Raw genomic sequence first — 24,208 nt, 5'->3', positions numbered from 1 at the left:
CGGGGCGGGATGTTACAGCTTCTTGTCCTGCACTTGCTTGACGAGGTAGTCAAGCACTTGCGCGGTGCCTTCCAGGCTGTTCGTGTACGCCGGGCCCGTCTTGTACTTGCCCTGGACGACGATCGTCGGCACGCCGTCGATGTTGTAGCTCTTCAGCAGCTCGGCCGATTGCTTCACCTGGCCCTGCACGCTGAACGAGTTGTACGCATCGAGGAACTTCTTCTTGTCGACGCCTTGCGTCGCGAGGAAGTCGGCCTGCGCCTGCGGCGTCAGCAGATAGTTCTTCTCCTTGTGGATCGCGTTGAACACGGCGGGCGTGACCTTTTCGGAGACGCCGAGCGCCGACAGCGCATAGAACAGCTTCGAGTGCGGGATGAAATCGTCGCGGAACGCGACCGGCACGCGCTTGAACGCGATCTTGTCGCCTTGCTTCTTCACCCACGCCTCGACCGTCGGCTCGAACTCGTAGCAGTGCGGGCAGCCGTACCAGAAGAACTCGATCACCTCGACCTTGCCGGCCGGCGCGGACACCGGCTGCGGCGACTTCATCACTTCGAAGTCCTTGCCGGTCACGGGCGCGGCGGGCGACGCCTGCGCGAAACCCGCGACGAGGCTCAGGGACAGGAACAGCGTGCTAAGCAGTTTTTTCATGTTCGAACGTTCAATCGGTTTGCGTGGGTAACGATGTCGGGCGGATGTCGGGCGACGCCGCGGCTTACTGCTTCGTATAGCGGATCACGGCGGTATCGACTCCCGCATCGGACAACCGCTGACGCGCGGAGTTCATGTCCTCGAATTTCGAGAACGGCCCGATCCGCACGCGGAAGTAGGTGACGCCGCTCACGTCGCGCTTCGACACCTTCGATTCGAACCCCTGGAAGCCCAGGCGCGCGCGCTGCTGCTCGGCGTCCGACTCGGTCTTGTACGCGCCCACCTGCAGGAAGTAGCCGGTGTTCGCGTCGGCGCCCGGCGCCGGCTTCGCGGCGGCCGTCGTCGCCGACGACGCGCCCTTCGGCGCCTGCGCGGTCTTCGGCGGCGTCGCGGCGCTCGCCTGCGCGTTGTTGTTCGCGACGTGCGGCGCCGAGCTGCCGTTCGCGGCCGTCTGCGGCTTCTTCGCGGGCGGCGGCGTGATGTCGGCGGGCTTCGGCGCGACGGCGACGCCGTTGTCCGCGGCATTGTTCGACGCGCTCGTCGAGCCGTTGCCGCTATTCGACGACGGCACTTCGACGATCTGCGGCTCGGGCAAGAGCGGCGGCTGGCTCGGGTTCGCGGCCTGGCCGGGCGCCGTGTTGGGCGGCGCGGGCTGCGCGGCCTGCGGCGTGACCGGCTGGCCGGGCGTCTTGCCCTGCAGCGCGCGGTTCGGGTCGAACTGCTGCGGCTGGCTCGCGTTGTTGTCGGACGGCGGCGCGACCTTCGACACGAACGGCGACGGCGCGCGGGTGATATAGAGCGCCACCACTACCGCGATGGCCAGGCCGACGATGAGGCCCAGCACGATACCAAGAAATGTTCCTCCGGCTTGTTTCGATTGCTTCGACGTGCGGCGTGGTTTTGCCATTGCTTGAGTCACCTGCGAAAAATTTCGTGAAACAGCCGCGGCGCGCTGCACCGCGGCGCTTGGCCGATGGCCTCGGCTTTACATCTTGCTGGGCGCGGACACGCCCAGCATCGCGAGACCGTTTTCGAGCGCCTGGCGCGTCGCCGCGAGGAGCGCGGCGCGCGCGGTGCGCGGCGCTTCTTCGTCGACGAGCACGCGCTCCGCATTGTAGAACGAGTGAAACTCGCTCGCGAGGTCGCGCAGGTAGAACGCGACCGCGTGCGGCGCGAGCTCGCTCGCCGCGTGCGCGAGCACGTCGGGGTACTCGGCGAGCTTCTGCATCAGGGCCATCGCCTGCTTGCTGTCGAGCGGCGACAGGTCCGCGTTCGCGAAGAGCGCGTCGGTCGCGCCGTAGCGCGACTTCCACTCGCTGAGCACCGAGCAGATCCGCGCATGCGCGTACTGCACGTAGTAGACCGGGTTTTCGTCGTTCTGTTTCAGCGCGAGATCGATGTCGAACACGAATTCGGTGTCCGCCTTGCGGGAAATCAGGAAGAAGCGCACCGCGTCGCGGCCGCGCGTGATCGTCGCCTCGTCGAGCAGGTCCGGCGACGCCTCCGAGCCCGGCGTCGCGCCGCCCGACCATTCGATCAGGTCGCGCACCGTCACGTAGCTGCCCGCGCGCTTCGAGATCTTCACTTCCTGGCCCTCGCGCATGACCGTCACCATCTTGTGCAGCACGTAGTCGGGATAGCCCTTCGGAATCCCGATGTGCAGCCCCTGCAGGCCCGCGCGCACGCGCGCGATCGTGCCGTGGTGATCCGAGCCCTGGATGTTGATGACCTTCGTGAAGCCGCGCTCCCACTTCGTCACGTGGTACGCGACGTCCGGCACGAAGTACGTGTACGTGCCGTCCGTCTTGCGCATCACGCGATCCTTGTCGTCGCCTTCGTCGGTCGTGCGCAGCCACAGCGCGCCTTCCTGCTCGTAGGTCATGCCGGCCTCGATCAGCGCATCGACCGTCTTCTCGACGCGGCCTTCCGTGTAGAGCGACGACTCCAGATAATACTGGTCGAACTTCACGCCGAACGCCTTCAGGTCCATGTCCTGCTCGCGGCGCAGGTACGTGACCGCGAACTTGCGGATCGCTTCGAGATCCTCGACGTCGCGCTTGCCCGTCACCGGCTCGCCGTCGCTCGCGGCGACGGTCTCGCCGTTCAGGTAGTCGCGCGCGATGTCGGCGATGTATTCGCCGTTGTACGCGGCCTCGGGCCAGCCCGCGTCGCCCGGCTTCAGGCCCCGGGCGCGCGCCTGCGTCGAGATCGCGAGATTGCCGATCTGCACGCCCGCGTCGTTGTAGTAGAACTCGCGGTGCACCGCGTAGCCCTGGCTCGCGAGCACGTTCGCGAGCGCGTCGCCGAGCGCGGCCTGGCGGCCGTGGCCGACGTGCAGCGGGCCCGTCGGGTTCGCGGACACGAATTCGAGCAGCACGCGCTTGCCGTGGTCGCGGTCGGACGCGCCGAACGCGCGGCCCTCGGCGAACACCGCGCCGATCACCGCCTGCTTCGACGCGGGCGTCAAGCGCAGGTTGATGAAGCCGGGGCCGGCGATCTCGGCCGCGTCGACGAGGGCCGCCGCTTCGGGCTGCGCGGTCAGCGCGGCGACGATTTTCTCGGCGAGCTGGCGCGGATTGGCGCCGAGCGGCTTCGCGAGCTGTAGCGCGACGTTGCACGCGACGTCGCCGTGCGCGGCGACCTTCGGGCGCTCGAGGGCGATCGCGGGGAGGACGAATGCGGCGTCGGCGTCGCCTTTCGACGCCTGGACGACCTGCTTCACGCTATTTTCAAGCAGGGTTTCGAGAGTATGTTTTTGAGCAGGCAGCATGCTGGTCGAAGATATCGTTGGCGGCGGTCCCGCCGGGCCGGGCCGCCGTCGCGCCGCACGGCGCACGTTTCAGGGATCGCTGAATTTTAACAGGTGCTAATATGCCGCTAAGGTGCCAAGCGCCCGCGACGTTTGTTCAGCGTGCTGGTCGGGCGTCCGTCGCGGACGTACGGCGAGCACGCCAAGATGAAAAGGGAGTTGTCATGATTACGTTCAAAAGCAAGGCGGCACAAGATCTGGATGTGCTGAAGGATTTCGCAGTCTACGTGCTCGGCGTCGTCGGCAAGCAGCTCGGCGAGCGCGGCGTGATCACGTCCGACGAGCTCGACGACGCGATCGCGAAGCTCGAAGGCGCCGTCAACCAGGCTAAGCAGGCGCGGGCCGAGCATGCGGGCCACTTCCATGAAGACGAACCCGATCATCCGCACCACGAAGTTGCGCCGAGCCTCGCGCAACGCGTCGCGCCGTTCCTCGTGATGCTGCGCGAAGCGAAGGCGCAGAACGCCGACATCCACTGGGGCTTCTGAGCGCCGTTCGCCGGCCCTCCGCCCCTCCGCCCCTCCGCCCCCCGGAAAGCCAGCCTCGTGCGGGCTTTTTGCGTTTTTGGGAGCCGCGGAGGGGGGCGTGGCCGCCCGCCCGCCGGCGGCGCGATGAGGCTTGCGCGCGCCGAGGGCGGAAACGGGTCGCGGCGGAGGCGGAGATGGAGACGCACTGCCGCCGCCTCCGCGACTCGCCGCCGCGCGCGGCGGCCGTAGCGGCCGTCAGAGCAGCGGCGCGAGCGCGCGCTCAGCGTCCGCCTTCGACAGCGCCATCCGGCGCGCGTAATCATCGAGCTGGTCCTGGCCGATCTTGCCGACCGAGAAGTACGTGCTGTCCGGGTGCGCGAGATAGAAGCCCGACACGCTCGCGGCAGGCAGCATCGCGAGCGAATCGGTGATGCTCATCCCGATTTCGTCTGTATGGAGCGCTTCGAACATTGCGCGCTTCACGAGGTGATCGGGGCACGCCGGGTAGCCGGGAGCCGGGCGGACGCCCGCGTACTTCTCGGCGATCAGCGCGTCGTTGTCGAGCTGCTCGCCCGCCGCGTAGCCCCACAGATCGCGGCGCACGCGCGCGTGCATCGCCTCGGCGAACGCTTCGGCGAAGCGGTCCGCGAGCGCCTTCAGCATGATCGCGCTGTAGTCGTCGTGATCCGCCTCGTACTGCTTTTCCTTCGCGTCGACGCCGATCCCGGCCGTCACCGCGAACATCCCGATGTAGTCGGCGACGCCCGAATCCTTCGGCGCGATGAAGTCGGCGAGCGACCGGTTCGGCCGCATCACGCCGTCCACCACCGGGCGCACGCTCTGCTGGCGCAGGTTGCGCCACGTGAGCAGCACTTCCGAGCGCGTGTCGTCCTTGTAGATCTCGATGTCGTCGTCGCCCACCGTGTTGGCGGGCAACAGCGCGATCACGCCGTTCGCGGTCAGCCAGCGGCCCTGGATCAGGCGCGCGAGCATCGATTTCGCGTCGGAGAACACGCGCCGCGCCGATTCGCCGACGATCTCGTCGTTCAGGATCGCCGGGTACGGGCCGGCGAGATCCCAGGTCTGGAAGAACGGGCCCCAGTCGATGTAGTTCGCGAGCTCGTTCAGGTCGTAGTTCTTGAACACGCGCCGGCCGATGAACTTCGGCTTGACGGGCGCGTAGTGCGCCCAGTCGATCTTCGTCTTGTTCGCGCGCGCCTCGTCGAGCGTGACGAGCGGGAGCGCCTTCTTGTTCGCGTGCTGGTGGCGGATGCGTTCGTAATCGGACTTCAGCTCGTCGAGGTACTTCGTCGCGCCTTCATCCGACAGCAGGCTCGACGCGACCGACACCGAACGCGACGCGTCCGGCACGTAGACGACGGGGCCTTCATAGTGCGGCGCGATCTTCACGGCCGTGTGCACGCGCGACGTCGTCGCGCCGCCGATCAGCAGCGGAATCTTCTTCACGCGGAAGTAGTCGTCGCGCTGCATTTCCGACGCGACGTACGCCATCTCCTCGAGGCTCGGCGTGATGAGGCCGGATAGCCCGATGATGTCCGCGCCCTCGACCTTCGCCTTCGCGAGGATCTCGTTGCACGGGACCATCACGCCCATGTTGACCACTTCGAAGTTGTTGCACTGGAGCACGACCGACACGATGTTCTTGCCGATGTCGTGCACGTCGCCCTTCACGGTCGCGATGACGATCTTGCCCTTCGCGCGCACGTCGCCGCCCGCTTCCGCGAGCAGGCGCTTCTCTTCCTCGATGAACGGGATCAGGTGCGCGACCGCCTGCTTCATCACGCGCGCGGACTTCACGACCTGCGGCAGGAACATCTTGCCCTGGCCGAACAGGTCGCCGACGATGTTCATGCCGTCCATCAGCGGGCCTTCGATCACGTTGATCGGGCGGCCGCCGGCCGCAGCAATCTTCGCGCGCGCCTCCTCGGTGTCCTCGACGATGAAGTTCGTGATGCCGAGCACGAGTGCGTGCGCGAGGCGCTTCTCGACCGGCTGGTTGCGCCACTCGAGGTTCTCTTCCTTCTTCGCCGCGCCCGTCTTGAACTTGTCGGCGACTTCGAGCAGGCGGTCGGTCGAATCCGCGCGGCGGTTCAGGATCACGTCCTCGACGCGCTCGCGCAGCTCCGCGTCCAGATCGGCATACACGCCGAGCTGGCCCGCGTTGACGATGCCCATGTCCATCCCCGCCTGGATCGCGTGGTAGAGGAACACGGTGTGGATCGCCTCGCGCACCGGATCGTTGCCGCGGAACGAGAACGACACGTTCGACACGCCGCCGCTCACCTTCGCGTACGGCAGGTTCTGCTTGATCCAGCGGGTCGCCTCGATGAAGTCGACCGCGTAGTTGTTGTGCTCCTCGATGCCCGTCGCGACCGCGAAGATGTTCGGATCGAAGATGATGTCTTCCGGCGGGAAGCCGACTTCGTTCACGAGAAACTCATACGAGCGCTTGCAGATCTCGGTCTTGCGCTCGTAGGTATCGGCCTGGCCCGTCTCGTCGAACGCCATCACGACGGCTGCCGCGCCGTAGCGGCGGATCAGGTTCGCGTGGTGGCGGAACGCTTCCTCGCCTTCCTTCAGCGAGATCGAGTTCACGATCGCCTTGCCCTGCACGCACTTGAGGCCCGCCTCGATCACGTCCCACTTCGACGAGTCGATCATGATCGGCACGCGCGCGATGTCCGGCTCCGACGCGATCAGGTTCATGAAGCGCTCCATCGCCGCCTTGGAATCGAGCATCGCCTCGTCCATGTTGACGTCGATCACCTGTGCGCCGTTTTCGACCTGCTGGCGCGCGACGGCGAGCGCCTCGTCGAACTGGCCGTTGAGGATCATCCGCGCGAACGCCTTCGAGCCGGTGACGTTGGTGCGTTCGCCGACGTTGATGAAGAGTGTCCCGGACGTGACGTTGAACGGCTCGAGGCCGGCTAGGCGCATCGTATGGTCGGTCATGGCGGTGCGTATTCGGGTTGGAGTGGGGAGGCGGCGGCTCGTGCGTGCGTCAGGCGGCTTCGCTGTACTGGTTCGGCCAGCGGCGCGGCTTGACTTCGGCGAGCGCTTTCGCGATCGCCGCGATGTGTTCGGGCGTCGTGCCGCAGCAGCCGCCCGCGATGTTCACGAGGCCCGCCTGCGCGAATTCCATGAGGAGGCCGGACGTGACGTCGGGCGTCTCGTCGAAGCCGGTTTCGCTCATCGGGTTCGGCAGGCCCGCGTTCGGGTAGCACGACACGTAGGTGTCGCACAGCTTCGCGAGCTCGGCGATGTACGGGCGCATCAGCGCCGCGCCCAACGCGCAGTTCAGGCCGAACGTGAGCGGCTTCGCATGGCGCAGCGAATTCCAGAATGCTTCGACCGTCTGGCCGGACAGGATGCGGCCCGACGCGTCGGTCACGGTGCCCGAGATCATGATCGGCAGGCGTTCGCCGGTGTCTTCATACAGTTGATCGAGCGCGAAGAGCGCGGCCTTCGCGTTCAGCGTGTCGAAGATCGTCTCGACGAGGAACAGGTCGACGCCGCCGTCGAGGAGCGCCTTCGCCTGCACGTAGTACGCGTCGCGCAGCTCGTCGAACGTGATGTTGCGCGCGCCCGGATCGTTGACGTCGGGCGAGATGCTGGCCGTCTTCGGCGTCGGTCCGATCGCGCCCGCGACGAAGCGCGGCTTGGTCGGCGTCGTGTATTGGGCGGCCGATTCGCGCGCGAGCTTCGCCGATTCGGCGTTCATCTCGACGACGAGGTCTTCCATCCCGTAGTCGGCCTGCGCGACGGACGTCGCGCCGAACGTGTTCGTTTCGACGATGTCCGCGCCCGCGGCGAAGTACTGATCGTGGATCTCGCGGATGATCCGCGGCTGCGTGATCGACAGCAGCTCGTTGTTGCCCTTCACGTCGCGCGGGAAATCCCTGAAGCGCTCGCCGCGATACGCGGCTTCGTCGAGCTTGTAGCGCTGGATCATCGTGCCCATCGCGCCGTCGAGGATCAGGATGCGCTTCTGGAGCAACTGCGGCAGCTCGGCGCCGCGCGTATACGACGCGGCGAGGGCGGCGGATTTGGCGGAAGACGCGATCGGCGTAGGCTCGGGCATGGCGGATTACCGGCAATCGGAAAGCCGTCATTGTAGCCGCTGCTTCCGTCGTACGTGAGGCGTTCGCTCGCGGGCAAACAAAGCCCCCGCGCGGCAAGCCGGGCGGGGGCGGGTTGGAGTGCGCCAGATCGCGTCGAGCGGCCGCCGCCGCTCGACGTCAGTGGAGGACGACGGGCTGCGTCATCAGGCTATCGAACTGTCCGAGGAATTCGTCCACCTCGTCGAGCGACGGCTCGGCCTGGATCAATTGCTTCACGTGCTCGCGAAAGCGCGCGGCGAGTTCGCCGTCGATGAAGATTTCGCGCTGCGCGTTCTTGTCGACGATTTCGTAGCCACCTGAGTTCATCGCATGATGGCCGTCCTGCGGCGGAAATTCGACGACGCAGTAGTTGGGGCTGTTGTAGATCATTTGCATGGCGGCACTCCTCTTTGCTATGGCTTTCGGCCTCGTTGCCCGGTAAGTGGGGCAGACCGCACCGGTTTCAAGGGGTTGGCGCTGCACGCCGGTCGTTTTTACACTGGGCGTATCGGTTGGATGCCGATGACCTTAAAACGTTTCCGATTCTCCACCCGTGGACGAAACTTGGTGTCAAAGATTGTCAAGGTTGTTGCTGCTTGTGAACAGCCGGCGAAATGGCTGGCGTCGCTTCGGTCGAATTTACCGAATTGTCTGCGCCGAGCGGCGCGCCCGATGCCGATGTCGGTGCGCCGCCCGCGTTTGCGCTTGAGCCCGCATGTGCGTCCGCGCTTGTGTCTGCACTTTCGCTCGCCGCGCCGCGCGTGCTCGCGCGGCGATGCAGGAGCAGTTCGATCTGCGCGCCGTTCGGTTCCGTCTGAACCATCCGCACGGGCAGCCAGCCGAGCGACGGCGCGAGCCAGATGTCGATGCGGCGCGTGTCGCCCGCGCGGCGCGGCAGGCGCATGAAATGTCTGGCATCGAGCGAGCCCGCGCTCGTCGAGATCGTCTCGTCGCCGATCGTCGTGATCGGCCAGGTTTCGCCGCTGTCGCGATCGACGACGAAGAACTCGCGCGTGACGCCGGGTCGATATGCATCGGGATCGCCGCCGACGAGGCCCGCGAGCTGCATCAGCATGCTGAAGCGGTCCTGCGCGCCGTCCGGCAGCGCGACCGAATTCGGCGTGCTCGTGAACACGATTTGCTTCGTCTCGCGATTGAAGATCGCGAAGTCGGGCGGCCGCTTGCCGCGCGTCTCGACGTAGCGCTCCGGCGCGATGCCGAACGCGTCGACGCGGCCGCGGCTCTCGTACGTGTACGGGCCGACGAACGGCATCGGCATCGACACGTACAGCGAATAGCGGCTGCCGTCGGTCTGCCAGTGGATCGTGCCCGGCATGTTTTGCATGCCGTTGTAGAACGTGTCGTATTGCAGCTCGCCGGACGGCGGCAGCGCGAACTTCACGCCGGGCGACGCTTCGCCCTTCGATCCTGCACCGGGCTGCGTGGTTGCGCCGGCGCCCGACGCGGCGCTTGCCGCGCTGCCCGATGCGCTGTCGGCCGCGCCGGCCGTCGCGCTGCTCGCGGGCTCGGCTGCGGGTGCCGCGGCGGGCGATTCGATGGGAGACTCGACGGCGCTCAATACGGGCTCCGAACGATGCGGCGCGCGGGCGCGCGGCGCGGGAGCGGGCGCCGCGCGCTTTTGCGTGGCCTGCGGCCGAGCGGCGGCGGGCTTGGCCGGCGCCGGCGCGCGCTCGATCTGCTGCGGCTTCAGCAATTCGACCTGAACCGGCACATTCTCGGGCTCGACCGGCTTGAACGGCTCGCGAAAGCGCACGAGCCACAGCGCGGCGAGCCAGTGCAGCACGAGCACGAGTGCGAAGGCGAGTATCGCGCGCCGCACGCGGTGCGGCGCGATGCGCGGATTCGGCGAAACGGTGGACGACGGCGGCATCAAGGGCGGGCGAACATCTCGAACGGCGACGACAGCGACGAAACGGGGCGCGCGCGAGTCGCGCGGCCGGGATGCGGCGGCGCCGGTCAGGCGTCGCGCGCCCCTTCACTATACCCAAGCTCGTACGACAGCTTCCGTGCGCATGCACGCAGCGCGACGTCGATCTCTCCGTCCCAGCGGAGCTCGAATGCGCCTTCGTGGCCGAGCGCGATGATCGCGAGCGCGAGATCGCCGACCGCGTCGAACACGGGCATGCCGAACGCGTTGATCGTCGGCAGCAGCATCCCTTCGACGCGCGCCGCGCGATGCGCGCGCACGTCGGCGAGCACGGCATCGACTTCGGCGAGCGTGCGCGGCCCTGTGTAGTGCGTCGCGCGCCGCGTGTCGGCGAGCTCACGCTCGATCATCGCGGCCGTCTTGCTGCGGGGCAGATACGCGGCGAACACGAGGCCCGTCGCCGAGCCGAGGAGCGGCATCACGTCGCCGAGCTTGAGCGACGCCTTCGCCGGATGGCTCGACTCCATCCAGTGGACGATCGTCGGCCCCTGGTTGCCCCATACGGCGATGCCGACTGTCTGGTCGAGCTGATCGCGCAGCGCGGTCAGCGCGATCCGCGCGAGCTTCACGCCGTCGACGCGCGCCAGCCGCGCGAGGCCCATCTGCAGCGCGAAGCCGCCGAGCTCGTAGCGGCCCGACACCGGATCCTGCGAGACGAGCCCGAGCCGCTGGAAGCTCACGAGATACCGGTGCGCCTTCGCCGGGCTCATCTCCGCACGTTGTGCGAGGTCGCGCAGCATCATTGCGCGCGGCTCGCTCGTCAGCACGTCGAGGAGGCGAAAGCCGACCTCGATCGACTGGATGCCCGAGCGGACCTTTTCCTCGGCGGTGTCGTTGTCGTCGGCGAGATCGTCGTCGGGAGCGTTTGAGGCGGACTTGTTCACGGCGTGGCGGGAAGAAAGAGAACGGAACGTCCGCACGGCTTGCGGCGCACGCCGCCGAGCGGATTCACCATCGTAAAATAGATTCCTTCCATCGTCACTACAACGGCTCAATTCTCTATGAAACTTGCTTCGCTCAAGGACGGCACGCGCGATGGTCAGCTGATCGTCGTATCCCGCGATCTGCACACGGCGGCGATCGCCGACGCGATCGCGCCGACGCTGCAGCGCGTGCTCGACGACTGGGCGTTCTATGCGCCGCAGCTGTGCGACCTGTACGACGCGCTGAACCAGGGCCGCGCGCGGAATGCGTTCCCGTTCGAGCCCGCCGACTGCATGGCGCCGCTGCCGCGCGCGTTCCAATGGGCGGACGGCTCCGCTTACGTGACCCACGTCGAGCTCGTGCGCCGCGCGCGCGGCGCGGAGATGCCGCCGGAGTGCTGGACCGATCCGCTGATCTACCAGGGCGGCAGCGACGACTTCCTCGGGCCGCGCGACGACATCGTCTGCGCGTCGGAGGAGTGGGGCATCGATTTCGAGGCTGAAGTCGCGGTGATCACGGCCGACGTGCCGATGGGCGCGGCGCCCGACGAAGCGCTGAAGGCCGTGCGCCTCGTCACGCTCGTCAACGACGTGTCGCTGCGCAATCTGATTGCCGCCGAGCTCGCGAAGGGCTTCGGCTTTTTTCAGAGCAAGCCGGCGTGCGCGTTCGCGCCGGTCGCCGTGACGCCGGACGAGCTCGGCGAGCACTGGCGCGACGGCCGCGTGCACCGTCCGATGATCGTCCACTGGAACGGCAAGAAGGTCGGCCAGCCGGACGCGGGCGTCGATATGGTGTTTCACTTCGGGCAACTGATCGCGCACGCGGCGAAGACGCGCAACGTGCGCGCGGGCTCGATCGTCGGCTCGGGCACGGTGTCGAACCAGGACGCGAAGCGCGGCTACTGCTGCATCGCCGAGAAACGCTGCCTCGAGACGATCGAGCACGGCGCGCCGCAGACCGAGTTCATGCGTTACGGCGACAAGGTGAAGATCGAGATGTTCGACGAGTCGGGCAAGTCGATCTTCGGGGCGATCGAGCAGGCGGTGGCGCCGTTGGATCGATAGGGGGAGGCTCGTTTCCTTGTCGATTTCGGCCCGACATGCCGGACATTGCCGAGCGTTCGCGCGACCGTGACCGCCGACAGCAGGTTGTCGGGCTGCAGCCGCTGCGATGTTGCCGGGCCGCAGAATTCCATGGCGGCGCGGATCCCGCGCGCAGCGCCGGAAGCCTGGGCGGCAGCGTACTGGCGGCGGGCGCGGCGAATGCCGATCATCCGATGGCGGTCGTCGTCGCGCCGCCTGCGAAGCTCACGCCGATCGAGCCGGACAAAGACGGGTTCCCGCGCGCGCGGCGAGAACAACGCGTATTTGCCGTGGTGGGGGCGTCGCCACGACGATACTATCCGCCGACACATGAGAAACTCGCTCCGAGGCGCCCCGCCGCCGATTTCCGATTCCGCGCCGGGTTTCGCCCGATGCCCGTCCGAACGGGCTTCGCTACACTGAACCGAGAGACAGAAAGCCTCCCGACCGCTCACCCCCAATCGAAGGAAGGTCCAGCATGTCCGATCTCGCCCTCTATGCCGGCTACGAAGCGCTGCGCATCCGACGCCAGCCGCACGGCGTCCTCGAAATCGTGATGAGCGGCGAAGGCGCGAACCGCAGCGGTCTCGCGGTCGCGAGCGAAGCAATGCATCGCGAGCTCGCCGACATCTGGCGCGACGTCGATCGCGATCCGCACGCGCGCGTCGCGGTGATTCGCGGCGAAGGCAAGGGCTTCTCGGCGGGCGGCGATCTCGCGCTCGTCGAGCGGATGGCCGATGACCACGCGGTGCGCGAGCGCGTCTGGCGCGAGGCGCGCGATCTCGTCTACAACGTGATCAACTGCGGCAAGCCGATCGTGTCGGCGATGCACGGGCCCGCCGTCGGCGCGGGGCTCGTCGCGGGGCTGCTCGCCGATGTGTCGATCGCCGCGAAGAGCGCGCGGATCATCGACGGCCACACGCGCCTCGGCGTCGCCGCGGGCGATCATGCGGCGATCGTCTGGCCGCTTCTGTGCGGGATGGCGAAGGCGAAATACCACCTGCTGCTCTGCGAGCCCGTGAGCGGCGACGAAGCCGAGCGCATCGGGCTCGTGTCGCTCGCGGTCGACGATCACGATCTGCTGCCGAAGGCGTACGAGCTCGCCGAGCGGCTCGCGCGCGGCTCGCAAAGCGCGATCCGCTGGACCAAGTACGCGCTCAACAACTGGCTGCGGCTCGCGGGGCCGACGTTCGACGCGTCGCTCGCACTCGAATTCATGGGGTTTTCCGGGCCGGACGTGCGCGAAGGGATTCGCTCGCTGCGCGAGCGCCGCACGCCGGATTTCACGGGCGACGCGCCGCCGTGAGCGCGGCGCGCGCTATGATCGACCATGGACGCCGCCGCGCGGCGTTTCCCCGTGACCCGCTTCATTCGTTTCGAAGGAATCGACGATGACCGACACCAACGGCTCCAATCCGTTTTCCGGCTTCGGCGGCTTTCAGCCCGCCGGCTTCCTCGACAAGATGTGGGACATGATGCGTCTCACGCCGTTTGGCGGAATGGGCGGGTTTCCCGGCACGTCGCAAGGACTGCCGCCGTCGCTGTCGGCGATGTCGGATTTGATGGCGCCGCTCGCGAGCGTCGAGGAGCTCGACAAGCGGATCACCGATCTGCGCGCGGTCGAGCAGTGGCTGAAGCTCAACCTCGGCATGCTGCAGTCCGCGATCCAGGCGCTCGAGGTGCAGCGCGCGACGCTCGCGACGCTGCGCGCGTTCGGCGCGTTCGCGCAGACGTCGATGGCCGCGGCTGAAGCCGCGCTGTCGCCCGACGACTCGGCGCACGGTGAATCCTCTTCCGCCGCGCTCGCGTCGTCGCGCGAAGACGATGCGCGCGCGCGCGCCGGTGCGTCCGCGAGCGCGGCCGCCGACGCCAGCGGCGCCGAGCCGCCGCCAGCGGCGCCAGGCGCCGACGCGTTCGATCCGGCGGGCTGGTGGAATCTGCTGCAATCGCAGTTCGACCAGCTCGCGCGCTTCGCGATGACGCAGCCGGGCATGACGCCGCCCGCCGGCGCGGATGCGCCGGGCGACGAGGCGGCGAAGAAGCCGTCCGCCGCGAAGAAGCCGGCCACGCGCCGTGCGGCTTCGCCGCGCGCGAGCGGTTCGGCGGCCGAGCGTGCATCGAGCGCGTCGAGCCCGTCAAGCGCGGCCGACGGCGCGAAGTCCGCCGCCGCGAAGAGGACGGCGAAGCGCGGCACGTGACGCGCGCGCCGCCGATGAGGACACGCTGAGGCAGACATGCGGCTCGCGCTCGTGATGATGGGGGGCGGCGCGCGCGCCGCGTATCAGGTCGGCGTGCTGAAGCGGCTTGCCGAGATCGCGCACGACGTCGATCCGAAGCGGCGCACGTCGCCGTTCACTGTGATCTGCGGTTCGTCGGCGGGCGCGATCAACGCGACGTCGCTCGCGAGTCACGCCGACGACTTCGAATACGGCGTGCGGCGTCTCCTCGATTTCTGGGAGCAACTGCGCGCCGACCACGTTTATCGGACCGACTGGCTCGGCATCGCCGCCGCGGGCGCGCGCTGGCTCGCGGCGATGAGCATCGGCTGGGCGGCGCGCCGTTCGCCGCGCGGGCTGCTCGACAACGCGCCGCTCGCGTACCTGCTGCGGCGCGAACTCGACTTCCACCGGATCGAGCTGATGCTCGAGGCGCGCAAGCTGCATGCGCTGTCGGTGACTGCGCTCAGCTATTCGAGCGGCCGGCATCTGACGTTCTATCAGGCAAGCGAACCGATCCAGGCGTGGCGGCGCGCGGAGCGCACCGCGCGGATGGTCGACCTGTCGGCCGGGCATCTGCTCGCGTCGTCGGCGATCCCGTTCGTGTTTCCCGCGGTGCCGCTCGTGCTCGACGGCCAGATCGAATATTTCGGCGACGGCTCGATCCGGCAGATCGCGCCGCTGTCGCCGGCGATCCATTTCGGCAGCGATCGGATCGTCGTCGTCGGCGCCGCGGACCCGCGGCCCGAGGTGCCCGCCGCGAACGGCAACGGGCGCGGCTATCCGTCGCTCGCGCAGATTGGCCAGCAGGTGCTCGCGAGCGTGTTCCTCGATTCGATCGGCGCCGACATCGAGCGGATCGACCACGTGAACCGGATGATCGAGCACCTGCCCGCCTACGTCGAGCCGACGAGCGGCTGGCGGCATGTCGACGTGCTCGCGATCGCGCCGTCCGAGCGGATCGAGCTCATCGCGTCGAAGCATCTGAAGCGGTTGCCGCTCACGGTGCGCGGGCTGCTCGGCGCGGTGGGCGGCAACAAGCCGGCGGGTGCGTCTTTCGCGAGCTATCTGCTGTTCGAGGCCGAATTCACGCGCGAACTCGTCGAGCTCGGCTACCGCGACGCGCACGGGCAGCGCGAGCGGCTCGCGCAGTGGATCGCGTCCGCCGAGCGCAGCGGCGCGCAGGCCGAGCACGGCCCGGGCGCCGGCCTCGAAGCGAGCGCGAGCATCGCGGGCGCGGGCGACGACACGTCGGACAGCGGCATGTGGAGCGTGTCGAGCTTGTCGGACGCGTCCGGCCGGGCGGCGCGGCACTGACGGCCGCGTGACGATGCAGTCCGTTCCGACCGGTTCGGACGGCGACACGCATTCGGCCGCCGCATCCGCAGCTTGGGTTGCGTTTTCGCCACGCTGACAGAATGCTTTCGCTGCGACGCTTTGCCGCATGGGCGCGGTCCCGGCGCACGCCGCCGTCTCGGAACGGTCATAGTCGCGTGCTATCATGGCCGCCGCCGAATACATCATTTCGGGCCGCTCGAGCGCAGCCGTTCTGCAAGGCGCGCGCGGGGCCCGGCAACGAAGCCGGCGGTGCGCCGGCGCCTTTCAGGCATGCGCGACGCGGCTTTCGATCTCGTCGGGAGCGCTGAGTGCGGCCTGCCCCACGGTGGTAGCGCGGCCGCCCGGCGTCCGGCGCGAAACCTGCGTCCGGGCCCGGATTAGCGCGTAAAATTATCGACTTGGTTGCGAAAACGCCCGTACTGGGCCGGTTTGCCGCAACAGTCTCGTTTAAGTTGTCGCATTGCGCAGAACAGGGGTGGGACCATGAACACCATGCTTTATCCGGAACTTTACAAGTCGCTCGAAGCCGTCCGCTGGGACATGGAGAAGGACATTCCGTGGGACAAGTTCGACGCGTCGCTCCTGACCGACGAGCAGGCGAGGACGATCAAGATGAACGCGATCACCGAGTGGTCGGCGCTGCCCGCGACGGAGATGTTCCTGCGCGACAATCATCACGACAGCGACTTCTCCGCGTTCATGAGCGTCTGGTTCTTCGAGGAGCAGAAGCACTCGCTCGTGCTGATGGAATACCTGCGCCGCTTCCGGCCGGAGCTGATGCCGACCGAAGAGGAACTGCATGCGGTGCGCTTCGAGTTCGATCCTGCGCCGCCGCTCGAGACGCTGATGCTGCACTTCTGCGGCGAGATTCGCCTGAACCACTGGTATCGCCGTGCGGCCGAGTGGCATACCGAGCCCGTCATCAAGCACATCTACGAAACGATCTCGCGCGACGAGGCGCGTCATGGCGGCGCGTACCTGCGTTACATGAAGAAGGCGCTCAACAATTTCGGCGACGTCGCGCGCGCGGCGTTCTCGAAGATCGGCGTGCTGATGGCGTCGGCGCGCCGCACCGAGAAGCCGCTGCACCCGACGAACCTGCATGTGAACCAGGCGCTGTTTCCGCGCGACACCGTGCAATCGCGCCTGCCCGATCCGGAATGGCTCGAACGCTGGCTCGACGAGCAGATCCTGTTCGACGGCGAGTGGGAAAAGAAGGTTGTCGACCGGATCCTGCACAACCTGTCGGTGCTGTTCGAGCGCACGTTCGCGACCGCGCAGGAACTGAACCGCTATCGGAAGGAAGTGACGGTGCGCCTGCAGGCGGGAAGCGGCTCGGCCGCCACGCAGCCCGCGTAACGCGCGCAGCACGCGGCGCCGCATCGCGCGAAAAGCCCGCTCGCAGGCCCGGCGGGCTTTTCTTTTGCTGCTTCGCGTCGCAGCCGGCGCGCGTCGAGCGCGATGCTCGACATTGTTTTCCGATCATCCCGCCCAACGAGTTTTCGCACCATGCCCGCTTCGTTTGAACGCAAGCTGATCACCCGCGACGCGCTCGTCGCATTGCGCGCGTCGCTGCCCGCGCCCGTCGTGTTTACGAACGGCGTGTTCGACATCCTGCATCGCGGCCACGTCACCTATCTCGCCGATGCGAAGGCGCTCGGCGCATGTCTCGTCGTCGGCGTGAACAGCGATGCGTCGGTGCGCATGCTCGGCAAGGGCGACGATCGGCCGATCAACGTCCAGGAGGACCGGATGGCGCTTCTCGCCGCGCTCGAATGCGTCGATTGGGTCGTCGGCTTCGACGAAAAGACGCCGGTTTCGCTGATCGACGCGGTGCGTCCCGACATCCTCGTGAAGGGCGGCGATTACGACATGGACGCGCTGCCCGAATCGGCGCTCGTGCGCGGCTGGGGTGGGCGGGCGCTCGCGATTCCGTTCGAGCACGATCGCTCGACGACGGCGCTGCTGAAGAAAGTGCGGTCGCCGTCGAACTGAGCGAAGGCATGCGCGGCTGCCGTCGCGGCTGCGGCGCGCCGCTGCGTCATTGCGCGGCGGAGGCGTTCGAAGGGGTTTGCGCCGACGCGGGCGTCGCGGCCGCGGCGGGCGTCGCCGAGGACGCCGATGCGGGTGCCGGCGAACCCGGCGTGGCGCCGGCGGCCGAGCCGGGCACCGAGCCGGGCGCGTTCAGCGGTGCGGTATCGAGCGGCGGCGACATGATCGGCCCGCCGACGGTCGGCTGATCCATCGCCTCGGACACGGGCGTCACGCGCAGCGCATCCGGCCGCACCTGCAGCAGCGCGTGACCCGGCTCGCGCGAGCCCGCGGCAGGCATCGGGCCGAACAGGCCGCGTACCACGACGAACGCGAGCATGTTGGCGAGAAAGAGAATAGAGATCAGCCAGCGCAGCATCGTCGATACTCCCGAGAATCGTTCCGTTACCGTCAATCCGCCGCGCATGGCGGCGATGCGCCGCTTCGTGCGCCGAAGCCGTGCGGGCCGCGCGCTCGCGCGGCGCGCGTCACGCCGAATGCGCGATCAGCGCGAGGCCCGTCAGCACGAGCGTATCGTGCCGCGTGTGCGGGATGGTCAGCGCGCGCACGATCGCGTCCGCCGCGCCGCCCGACAGCACGAGCCGCACGGGCGCCTTCCATGTCTTCTCCAGATCGCGCCATGCGCGCTCGATGAGCCCCGCCTGCGCCTGCAGGCAGCCGGCGGACAGCGCGTGCGGCGTGTCGATCGCGAACGGCGCGTGCGCGTCGTTCGCGGCGAGCTCGTCGAGCAGGCTCGTCGCCGCGTCGATCGACACCGTCGGCAACTGCGCGGTGTGCATGCCGAGCGAGCGCATCATCAGCGCCCAGCCGGGCGCGATCAGCCCGCCCGCGAAATGGCCGTCGGCGCGCAGCGCTTCGAGCGTCGTCGCGGTGCCGAACGTCGCGATCAGCAGATGCTCATCCGGAAACGCCGCATGCGCGCCGATGATGCCTGCCCAGCGGTCGCTGCCGAGGCGCGCCGGCTCCGTGTAGCCGTTCGTCACGCCGCACTGCGCGGCGCTCGCGCGCACGACGGTGCGCGGCAGCGCGGGCCAGTGCGCGTCGATCAGCGCGTCGATGCGTGCGGCTGCCGCGTCGCCCGCGACGTTCGAGATCCATGCGCCGCGCGGCGCGGGCAGCGTCGACCAGTCCGGCGCGTCGTCCGCGTGCTCGAACGCGCCGATCGAGACGAAATGGCGTTCGGTGTCCGCGAGCGCCCATTTGATGCGGCTGTTGCCCGCGTCGATCAGCAAGCACAAGCCGCTCATCGGACGGCTCCCGGCGCGCGCAGCGACACGTCGCCCGCCGCGATCGCTTGCCGGCCGGCGGGCGTGTCGAGCAGCAACTGGCCGGTCGCGTCGATTCCGGCGGCGATGCCGCGCACGATCTCCGCGCCGCGTTCGAGCAGCACGACGTCGCGGCCCGCGTACGCGTGCCGCGCGTTCCAGCGCGCGGCGAACGGGGCGAGGCCCTCCGCTGCGAACGCGGGCAGCGCGACGGCGAGCGCGTTCAGCGCGGCGGCGAACGCGTCGGTGAGATTCGCGCCGGGCCGAACGGCGGATAGCGCGACGGGCGGCAGGCCGCTCGCGAGCGTCGCGTCGCGCTCGCGCAGCGCGTCGACTTCGGCCGCGGCGGCGTCGGCCGTGCGCACGTTGACGCCGAAGCCGATCACGACCGCGGTCGCATCGTTCGTGTTCCAGACGGTTTCGATCAGGATGCCGGCGAGCTTGCCGGCGATCGCGGTTTCGCCGTCGCGCGTCGTCGCGACGAGCAGATCGTTCGGCCATTTGAGCGCGATGCGATGGGCGTCGGCAGCCGCGTCCGCGCGTTGGCCCGCAAGCGGCGCTTCTTCCGTCTCGGCAAGCGCTTCGGCGAGCGCGACGCCGACGGCGAGGCTTAGGCCCGCGAGCTCGCCGACCGGGCGCGGCAACACGCACGCGACCGAGCAAAGCAGCGCGTCGCCCGGCCTGGCGAACCACGGGCGGCCTTGCCGGCCGCGTCCGGCCGTCTGCTCGTACGCGGCGCGCGCGATCGGCGCGGCGAGCGCGTCGCGGTTGCGAGGCAGCGTCTTCAGGTGCGCGGCGAGGTCCGCGTTGGTCGAACCCGTCGTGTCGACGATCTCGATCGACCATTCGCGGGCTGCGGGAACAAGGCGCGCATCGACGCGTGCGCGATCGATGCGCGGCCCGTCGTTCGCGGGCGTTGAAGGGAGGGTGGCGACATTCATGGCGCGTATTGTTGCGGAACTGGTCGGCGGTTGCCAGCGTAAAGTTCGATTGTCCCGTCGCTTGACGGGGGATTGCGGATCGCGTTCCTTCATGCGTTCGTCGGCGATTCGCCCATCATAGCCGCGTCGTCCGGCGACGTGCGATTGCCGGGCCGGCGGCGCGTTGTGCTCGAATGCTCGGCGCGTGCGGCGGATCGCGCCGGGGCGACAAATCGCGGGACTGTGGGGTCGGCGACCGACGGATGACGACCGATGGATGACGACCGACGGATGATGGACGACCGGCGACCGACGACCGGCGACCGGCGACCGGCGACCGGCGACCGACGACCGGCGACCGGCGACCGGCGACCGGCGACCGACGACCGACGACCGACGACCGACGACCGACGACCGACGACCGACGACAGACGACAGACGACAGACGACAGACGACAGACGATTGCGCACGTCGCGTGGGCGAACCGTCGCCACAGAGCGCGAAAGACTCAAATTGTAGTGGCCGGCGCACTCGATCGCTTCGAAGTGGTCATCGATGGGGCATCGCGGGCGTGATCGCCGATTGGGCATGCATCGGGCGTTGGGTGTCGTGCTGGGATGCGCGAGCATTCGTCGGTGGGAATGCGCACCGATCGATTGTAATGGTCGCCCGGCGGTTCATCACGCGGCGTCGGCGCGGTGGCCGCTTCACGCGAGCGAGCGAGGTGCTCGTGCGGTACGTGCGTGACGTGTCCGCACGCCGATGCGGGATGTGTTCGCCGTGGCGCGGGGCGGAGAAACCGGGACGGTGCGATGCGCGAGCGTGCCGGGACCGGTTCCTGTCGACATGCGTTCGCGCGACGCCGATCCAGCGCAGGAGGCTTGGACCCTGTTCCTGTTGCATCGCGTACAAGGCGTCGCAGCTCGGCGATTGCGCTTGGGGGTGAGTTCGGCGATTCGAATCGTGCGCCTGGCGGGCGCATGTCGGAGCGATTTGCCGCAAATGCCGCAAACGCCGCAAACGCCGCAAACGCCGCAAACGCCGCAAACGCCGCAAAAGCCCCAAAAGCCCCAAAAGCCCCAAAAGCCCCAAAAGCCCCAAAAGCCCCAAAAGCAGCCCAACAAAATGCGTCGACCCGGTATTGCCGACGAAGTCAGCGATCGCCATGCGCGGCGACGCCGAATCCAGAGAATCGCCGGCCGAAGATGCCGGGCCGCCCATCCGCCGATGGACGGCCCGGCACCGCCGCGCGAAGCGCCCGACTTATTGAACGTGCTTCTGCAGCACCATCGCGCGCCCCGTCTTCGCGTACTGCTTCCACGCATCGAGCTTCTCGCCTTCGAGCAGCGCGAGCGAGCCGTCGCCGTTCGCGTAGGCCGACGTGATGTCGGCCTCGCGCATGTGCCCCGACTGGGCCATGAACGCGATCAGGTTGCCGCCCCAGACTTTCGGCTGTCCGCCGAGATCCGTCGTGAAGTAGTTCGTCTTGTAGTCGGCGTCCGGATAGAGCTGCTGATAAACCTTGTGCGCGAAATAGTCGGTGGCGAACTCGTCGTAGTTCCAGTTCGAATTGATGCCGGCTTCCTTCGTCGTCTGCTGAAAGCCCGTGTGATCGTGCGAAGCCGCATGCACGCTCTCGTGCACGATCGTCGACCGGATTTTCGCCGCGTCGAGCACGCCGCCCGCCGAATATTCGGGCGCATCGGTCGCCATGTAGATCCGGCCTTCGGGCGACGTCCACGCGATCGGATTGAGCGTCGGTTCGTCGGCGTAATACGGAATGCTCATCACGTTCGACAGCCCTTTCATCGTCGTCTCGGCGATGTCCATGCGCGGCGGCGCAATGCCGAGCACTGCCGCGATGCCCGCGCTCAGCTTGTCGACGTCGACATAGTCCTTCACCGACCAGCGCGGCGACAACTGCGTGTTCTCGTTCACGAACGGCTTGAGCTCGGTCGGCTGAAACGGCTGCGTCGACGTGCGCGGCGCCGCTGCCGTCACGGGAGCCGGGCGGGCGGCAGGCGGCAGCGGCGGTAGCGGCCGTGCGCCGGGTGGTGGAGGCGACAATGCGCCAGGCGGCGGAGGCAATATCCGCGCGCCGGGCGCGGGCGGCGGGGGCGGTGCGTGGCGGACGGCAGGCGTCGCGCCGTCGCTCCCGAAGACCCGGCTCGCGCCTTCGAAGAAGCGGCTGACGCCCGCACGTTGCGGATGCGTGTGCGGCAGCCGCTGCGGGGCCGCGTCGACACGGTGTTCGTACCCGCGGACCTTCAATGTCCCTTCGTGTCGGACGTCCTGCTGCGCATTCGGCGATGCGCCTGCCGTTGCGGCAAGATGCTCAAGCTCGATCATGCATTACCCTCTTTTCGTATCGCGCCACGTGCGCGGCTTCGCGCAGCGCCGCGGGAAACGCCTTTACCCAGACGATGAAATCGGACAACCGGTGCGCGAGCGCTTCGGCCGTCAGCTCCAATGCCGGCTCGGCCCGGTACGCGACGAGCCCCAGTTCCTCATGCCAGCCGATGCCCGGCTGCGCGCCGACGAGCGGATTGAGCGCCGCATGCAGCAACAGACGCAGCGTGTCTTCGCTCGCCGATGCGGGCAGCGGCCAGTCGATGCGCCCCATGACGACGAGCTGTGCGCCGCTGCGGCGCAGCAGGATCGGCAGCGATTCGTCGATCAGCAGGCGGCAATGGCCGTGCGCGTCGAAATGCAGGCTGCGCAGTCCCAGCCGTTGTGCGAGCTCCGCGAGCAGCGCGTCGGTCGCGCCGTCGTGCGGGGAGGGCGCCGGAGCCGAGCGGATGCTCGGCAAGAAGTCGGAAAAACAGACGGTCATGGGTGTCGTGTCGAATGAGGGCGTCGCGTGAAACGGGGTTGCTTGCCGGACGGCAAGCACGGCCGAACCGCGCGGTCCGGCCGCAACACGTATTGGTACACGCGCGTTGCGCACGCCTCTTGTTGAAATTGCCGATTGCTTCGTTTTTCTGTCCGGCATTCGTGTGGCGGTGCGCGATGGCATGTGTTTCGGCACGGCGTCGTCGCGGGGTGTCGGGAGGCGACGCGAAGCCTGTGTGCGCGTTTTCGCGGCGGTGCGCGCATTTGCGCGACGGCAAGCTTCGACGCGCCGTCGCCGTCGCGCCGCTCACCCCCGCGCCGCTCACCGCCGCTGTTTGCTCAGGGCGCGAGCGCCGGATGCTTGAGCGCGTGCGCAGCCTCGATCCATTGCGCGTGGAACGCGTCGGGATCGCGCGGCAGCCCGAGTTCGCCGTTGCGGTACGCGATGGCGAGCGTCTGCACCGCTTCCGGCAGCTCGCGTTCGGCGGCCTGCCGATACAGCGCGAGCGCGCGCGCTTCGTCGCGGCGCACGCCGCTGCCGTCGCGGTACGCATTCGCGAGCATGAATTGCGCGGCCGGGATGTCGTGCCGCGCGGCGAGCTCGAACCAGCGGGCCGCCTCGGCGGGATCGACGGGCGTGCCGTAGCCGCTGCGGTAGATGAGGCCGACGTAGTACGCGGCGTTCGGATCGCCGGCGGCGGCGAGCGGGCGCAGCATCGCGAGCGCGCGCGGATAGTCGCGCGCGGCGCCGCCCGTGCCGAGCAGCCGTGCCTTGCCGAGCGCGAGGCGCGCGTCGCGCACGCCGGCGCTCGACGGCGCGCCGTTGACCGGCGTTGCTTGTGCGGCCGTTTCGAGCCAGCGCATCCCTTCGTCGCGCAGTGCGGGATCGCGCGAGCCGACGAGCGCGAGGCCGAGCGCCGACTGCGCGTCGGGCGAGCCGTGCTGCGCGAGCGCGCGAAGTCGGCCGAGCGCATTCGGCTCGGTCGCTTGTTCGACCATCGCGCGCCATTCGTCTAGCTGCGCGCGGCTGACCGGCTGCGCGCCGGACGCCGGGTGTTCGATCCGGTCCGTCACGGCGACGCCCGCCGCGAGCGCCGCCGCGACGGCGAGCATGCCGACGGGCGACAGCGTCGCGCGCAGCAGGCGCTGCAACGGCGGCTGGCGCTGTATGTCGTTGGGCCGCGTGGCGGGGCGAGTCGAGCGCAGGTTCTTTGTCGCGTTCATCATCGAGGTGATTCGGTTTTACGGTTGGACGAGCGGAGCGTTCGCGTGGCGCGTCGAGGCAGGCTGCGCGAACGCGGCGAAACGGGTGCGGCGAAACGGGTGCGGCAAAACGGGCGCAGCAAAACGCATGCAGCGAAACGGGTGCGGCGAAACGGGTGCGGCGAAACGGGCGCAGCAAAACGCATGCAGCGAAACGGGTGCGGCGAAACGGATGCGGCGAAACGGATGCGGCGAAACGGGTGCGGCGAAACGGGCGCAGCAAAACGGGTGCAGCAAAACGGGTGCAGCGAAACGGGTGCAGCGAAACGGGCGAGGCGCGCGAGCCGGCGCATGGCCGAGCCGCACGGCACCGAGATCG

At 68.4% G+C, this 24,208-nt stretch carries 24 protein-coding genes and 1 pseudogene; 9 read left to right on the top strand and 16 right to left on the bottom strand.

All coding sequences use genetic code 11. From position 1 onward, the window contains the following. Positions 1–12 precede the first annotated feature (12 nt). From dsbA to argS, 3 genes are all read right to left on the bottom strand, one after another. Positions 13–651: a thiol:disulfide interchange protein DsbA gene (gene dsbA, locus WS62_RS14135; protein WP_066571616.1), complete on the bottom strand. Its 639-nt coding sequence runs from the start codon at positions 649–651 to the stop codon at positions 13–15. 64 nt (positions 652–715) lie between these two features. Further along, positions 716–1,558 carry an SPOR domain-containing protein gene (locus WS62_RS14130; protein WP_066495644.1) on the bottom strand — a complete coding sequence of 281 codons (843 nt, stop codon included), beginning with the start codon at positions 1,556–1,558 and terminating at the stop codon, positions 716–718. 78 nt (positions 1,559–1,636) lie between these two features. After that, positions 1,637–3,421 (bottom strand): arginine--tRNA ligase, encoded by a 1,785-nt coding sequence (argS, locus tag WS62_RS14125; RefSeq protein WP_066571614.1) that lies wholly within the window; start codon positions 3,419–3,421, stop codon positions 1,637–1,639. 203 nt (positions 3,422–3,624) lie between these two features. Here argS and WS62_RS14120 point away from each other — a divergent pair, with 203 nt between their 5' ends. Continuing rightward, a complete protein-coding gene (locus WS62_RS14120) occupies positions 3,625–3,948 on the top strand; it encodes a DUF1840 domain-containing protein (protein ID WP_066495641.1) in 324 nt (107 codons plus the stop codon). A gap of 234 nt (positions 3,949–4,182) precedes the next feature. On the opposite strand, the gene metH is transcribed toward WS62_RS14120, so the two are convergent. The 5 genes from metH to WS62_RS14095 all read right to left on the bottom strand — a co-directional run bounded on the left by metH (position 4,183) and on the right by WS62_RS14095 (position 10,880). After that, the gene (gene metH / locus WS62_RS14115) at positions 4,183–6,900 is read right to left on the bottom strand and encodes a methionine synthase (protein ID WP_066571612.1); all 2,718 of its coding nucleotides are present in this window, start codon (positions 6,898–6,900) and stop codon (positions 4,183–4,185) included. Between the two features lie 49 nt (positions 6,901–6,949). Continuing rightward, positions 6,950–8,029, bottom strand: coding sequence for a homocysteine S-methyltransferase family protein (locus WS62_RS14110; protein WP_066571610.1), 1,080 nt, complete (start codon positions 8,027–8,029; stop codon positions 6,950–6,952). A 157-nt stretch (positions 8,030–8,186) separates the two neighbouring features. Then, positions 8,187–8,444, bottom strand: a complete 258-nt coding sequence (locus tag WS62_RS14105) for a BTH_I0359 family protein (protein ID WP_009893251.1) — start codon at positions 8,442–8,444, stop codon at positions 8,187–8,189. 184 nt (positions 8,445–8,628) lie between these two features. Further along, positions 8,629–9,939: a DUF3108 domain-containing protein gene (locus WS62_RS14100; RefSeq protein ID WP_066571721.1), complete on the bottom strand. Its 1,311-nt coding sequence runs from the start codon at positions 9,937–9,939 to the stop codon at positions 8,629–8,631. Positions 9,940–10,025: 86 nt separating this feature from the next. Beyond that, positions 10,026–10,880, bottom strand: coding sequence for an IclR family transcriptional regulator (locus tag WS62_RS14095; protein ID WP_066571608.1), 855 nt, complete (start codon positions 10,878–10,880; stop codon positions 10,026–10,028). Positions 10,881–10,997: 117 nt separating this feature from the next. Here WS62_RS14095 and WS62_RS14090 point away from each other — a divergent pair, with 117 nt between their 5' ends. Continuing rightward, on the top strand, positions 10,998–11,984 hold the full coding sequence (locus tag WS62_RS14090) for a fumarylacetoacetate hydrolase family protein (protein WP_066571606.1): 987 nt from the start codon (positions 10,998–11,000) through the stop codon (positions 11,982–11,984). Here the strand turns inward: WS62_RS14090 and WS62_RS36395 are convergent. Further along, positions 11,891–12,280 (bottom strand): hypothetical protein, encoded by a 390-nt coding sequence (locus tag WS62_RS36395; RefSeq protein WP_156440981.1) that lies wholly within the window; start codon positions 12,278–12,280, stop codon positions 11,891–11,893. The two genes, WS62_RS14090 and WS62_RS36395, sit on opposite strands and share 94 nt — an antisense overlap. A 200-nt stretch (positions 12,281–12,480) precedes the next feature. Here WS62_RS36395 and WS62_RS14085 point away from each other — a divergent pair, with 200 nt between their 5' ends. From WS62_RS14085 to rfaE2, 6 genes and pseudogenes are all read left to right on the top strand, one after another. Then, positions 12,481–13,308 carry an enoyl-CoA hydratase/isomerase family protein gene (locus WS62_RS14085; protein ID WP_066571604.1) on the top strand — a complete coding sequence of 276 codons (828 nt, stop codon included), beginning with the start codon at positions 12,481–12,483 and terminating at the stop codon, positions 13,306–13,308. Positions 13,309–13,393: 85 nt separating this feature from the next. Then, positions 13,394–14,200, top strand: a complete 807-nt coding sequence (locus WS62_RS14080) for a PhaM family polyhydroxyalkanoate granule multifunctional regulatory protein (protein ID WP_066571602.1) — start codon at positions 13,394–13,396, stop codon at positions 14,198–14,200. Positions 14,201–14,236: 36 nt separating this feature from the next. After that, positions 14,237–15,535: a patatin-like phospholipase family protein gene (locus WS62_RS14075; RefSeq protein ID WP_066571600.1), complete on the top strand. Its 1,299-nt coding sequence runs from the start codon at positions 14,237–14,239 to the stop codon at positions 15,533–15,535. A 47-nt stretch (positions 15,536–15,582) separates the two neighbouring features. After that, positions 15,583–15,937, top strand: a pseudogene (locus WS62_RS38135) (hypothetical protein); the annotation flags it as partial. A 111-nt stretch (positions 15,938–16,048) separates the two neighbouring features. After that, on the top strand, positions 16,049–16,915 hold the full coding sequence (locus WS62_RS14070) for a ferritin (RefSeq protein ID WP_066496153.1): 867 nt from the start codon (positions 16,049–16,051) through the stop codon (positions 16,913–16,915). 150 nt (positions 16,916–17,065) lie between these two features. Beyond that, positions 17,066–17,551, top strand: a complete 486-nt coding sequence (rfaE2, locus tag WS62_RS14065) for a D-glycero-beta-D-manno-heptose 1-phosphate adenylyltransferase (protein ID WP_066571598.1) — start codon at positions 17,066–17,068, stop codon at positions 17,549–17,551. A gap of 46 nt (positions 17,552–17,597) precedes the next feature. Here the strand turns inward: rfaE2 and WS62_RS14060 are convergent, their stop codons facing one another. The 3 genes from WS62_RS14060 to WS62_RS14050 all read right to left on the bottom strand — a co-directional run bounded on the left by WS62_RS14060 (position 17,598) and on the right by WS62_RS14050 (position 19,814). Continuing rightward, positions 17,598–17,966: a hypothetical protein gene (locus WS62_RS14060; RefSeq protein WP_066571597.1), complete on the bottom strand. Its 369-nt coding sequence runs from the start codon at positions 17,964–17,966 to the stop codon at positions 17,598–17,600. 109 nt (positions 17,967–18,075) lie between these two features. Next, positions 18,076–18,855 carry a type III pantothenate kinase gene (locus WS62_RS14055; RefSeq protein ID WP_066571595.1) on the bottom strand — a complete coding sequence of 260 codons (780 nt, stop codon included), beginning with the start codon at positions 18,853–18,855 and terminating at the stop codon, positions 18,076–18,078. Further along, on the bottom strand, positions 18,852–19,814 hold the full coding sequence (locus tag WS62_RS14050; RefSeq protein WP_066571593.1) for a biotin--[acetyl-CoA-carboxylase] ligase: 963 nt from the start codon (positions 19,812–19,814) through the stop codon (positions 18,852–18,854). Before WS62_RS14050 ends, WS62_RS14055 begins: the two co-directional genes overlap by 4 nt. Positions 19,815–20,066: 252 nt before the next feature. Here WS62_RS14050 and WS62_RS33650 point away from each other — a divergent pair, with 252 nt between their 5' ends. Continuing rightward, on the top strand, positions 20,067–20,369 hold the full coding sequence (locus tag WS62_RS33650; RefSeq protein ID WP_082720960.1) for a hypothetical protein: 303 nt from the start codon (positions 20,067–20,069) through the stop codon (positions 20,367–20,369). A gap of 688 nt (positions 20,370–21,057) precedes the next feature. Here WS62_RS33650 and WS62_RS14045 read toward each other — a convergent pair. The 4 genes from WS62_RS14045 to WS62_RS38130 all read right to left on the bottom strand — a co-directional run. Then, the gene (locus WS62_RS14045) at positions 21,058–21,795 is read right to left on the bottom strand and encodes a toxin (RefSeq protein ID WP_231748290.1); all 738 of its coding nucleotides are present in this window, start codon (positions 21,793–21,795) and stop codon (positions 21,058–21,060) included. A gap of 334 nt (positions 21,796–22,129) precedes the next feature. Further along, positions 22,130–22,627, bottom strand: a complete 498-nt coding sequence (locus tag WS62_RS14040; protein ID WP_066571592.1) for a type III secretion system chaperone — start codon at positions 22,625–22,627, stop codon at positions 22,130–22,132. 338 nt (positions 22,628–22,965) lie between these two features. Then, positions 22,966–23,853 (bottom strand): tetratricopeptide repeat protein, encoded by an 888-nt coding sequence (locus tag WS62_RS14035; protein WP_066571588.1) that lies wholly within the window; start codon positions 23,851–23,853, stop codon positions 22,966–22,968. After that, positions 23,850–24,208, bottom strand: a 359-nt coding sequence (locus tag WS62_RS38130) for a hypothetical protein (protein ID WP_231748289.1), incomplete at its 5' end; no start/stop codon positions are given. The genes WS62_RS38130 and WS62_RS14035, both read right to left, overlap by 4 nt.

The organism is Burkholderia sp. ABCPW 14 (assembly GCF_001523835.1).
Lineage (GTDB): Bacteria > Pseudomonadota > Gammaproteobacteria > Burkholderiales > Burkholderiaceae > Burkholderia > Burkholderia mayonis.
This window is presented reverse-complemented; position numbering and strand designations above follow the sequence as displayed.

Coding starts and splice junctions, on each gene's coding strand:
- WS62_RS14130 (WP_066495644.1), bottom strand. CDS start 1,558: ATGGCAAAACCACGCCGCACGTCGAAGCAATCGAAACAAGCCGGAGGA.
- WS62_RS14075 (WP_066571600.1), top strand. CDS start 14,237: ATGCGGCTCGCGCTCGTGATGATGGGGGGCGGCGCGCGCGCCGCGTAT.
- WS62_RS14105 (WP_009893251.1), bottom strand. CDS start 8,444: ATGCAAATGATCTACAACAGCCCCAACTACTGCGTCGTCGAATTTCCG.
- WS62_RS33650 (WP_082720960.1), top strand. CDS start 20,067: ATGGATGACGACCGACGGATGATGGACGACCGGCGACCGACGACCGGC.
- WS62_RS14035 (WP_066571588.1), bottom strand. CDS start 23,853: ATGATGAACGCGACAAAGAACCTGCGCTCGACTCGCCCCGCCACGCGG.
- WS62_RS14055 (WP_066571595.1), bottom strand. CDS start 18,855: ATGAGCGGCTTGTGCTTGCTGATCGACGCGGGCAACAGCCGCATCAAA.
- WS62_RS14100 (WP_066571721.1), bottom strand. CDS start 9,939: ATGCCGCCGTCGTCCACCGTTTCGCCGAATCCGCGCATCGCGCCGCAC.
- WS62_RS14040 (WP_066571592.1), bottom strand. CDS start 22,627: ATGACCGTCTGTTTTTCCGACTTCTTGCCGAGCATCCGCTCGGCTCCG.
- WS62_RS14120 (WP_066495641.1), top strand. CDS start 3,625: ATGATTACGTTCAAAAGCAAGGCGGCACAAGATCTGGATGTGCTGAAG.
- WS62_RS14080 (WP_066571602.1), top strand. CDS start 13,394: ATGACCGACACCAACGGCTCCAATCCGTTTTCCGGCTTCGGCGGCTTT.
- WS62_RS14070 (WP_066496153.1), top strand. CDS start 16,049: ATGCTTTATCCGGAACTTTACAAGTCGCTCGAAGCCGTCCGCTGGGAC.
- WS62_RS14085 (WP_066571604.1), top strand. CDS start 12,481: ATGTCCGATCTCGCCCTCTATGCCGGCTACGAAGCGCTGCGCATCCGA.
- dsbA (WP_066571616.1), bottom strand. CDS start 651: ATGAAAAAACTGCTTAGCACGCTGTTCCTGTCCCTGAGCCTCGTCGCG.
- WS62_RS14090 (WP_066571606.1), top strand. CDS start 10,998: ATGAAACTTGCTTCGCTCAAGGACGGCACGCGCGATGGTCAGCTGATC.
- argS (WP_066571614.1), bottom strand. CDS start 3,421: ATGCTGCCTGCTCAAAAACATACTCTCGAAACCCTGCTTGAAAATAGC.
- metH (WP_066571612.1), bottom strand. CDS start 6,900: ATGACCGACCATACGATGCGCCTAGCCGGCCTCGAGCCGTTCAACGTC.
- WS62_RS14050 (WP_066571593.1), bottom strand. CDS start 19,814: ATGAATGTCGCCACCCTCCCTTCAACGCCCGCGAACGACGGGCCGCGC.
- rfaE2 (WP_066571598.1), top strand. CDS start 17,066: ATGCCCGCTTCGTTTGAACGCAAGCTGATCACCCGCGACGCGCTCGTC.
- WS62_RS14060 (WP_066571597.1), bottom strand. CDS start 17,966: ATGCTGCGCTGGCTGATCTCTATTCTCTTTCTCGCCAACATGCTCGCG.
- WS62_RS14110 (WP_066571610.1), bottom strand. CDS start 8,029: ATGCCCGAGCCTACGCCGATCGCGTCTTCCGCCAAATCCGCCGCCCTC.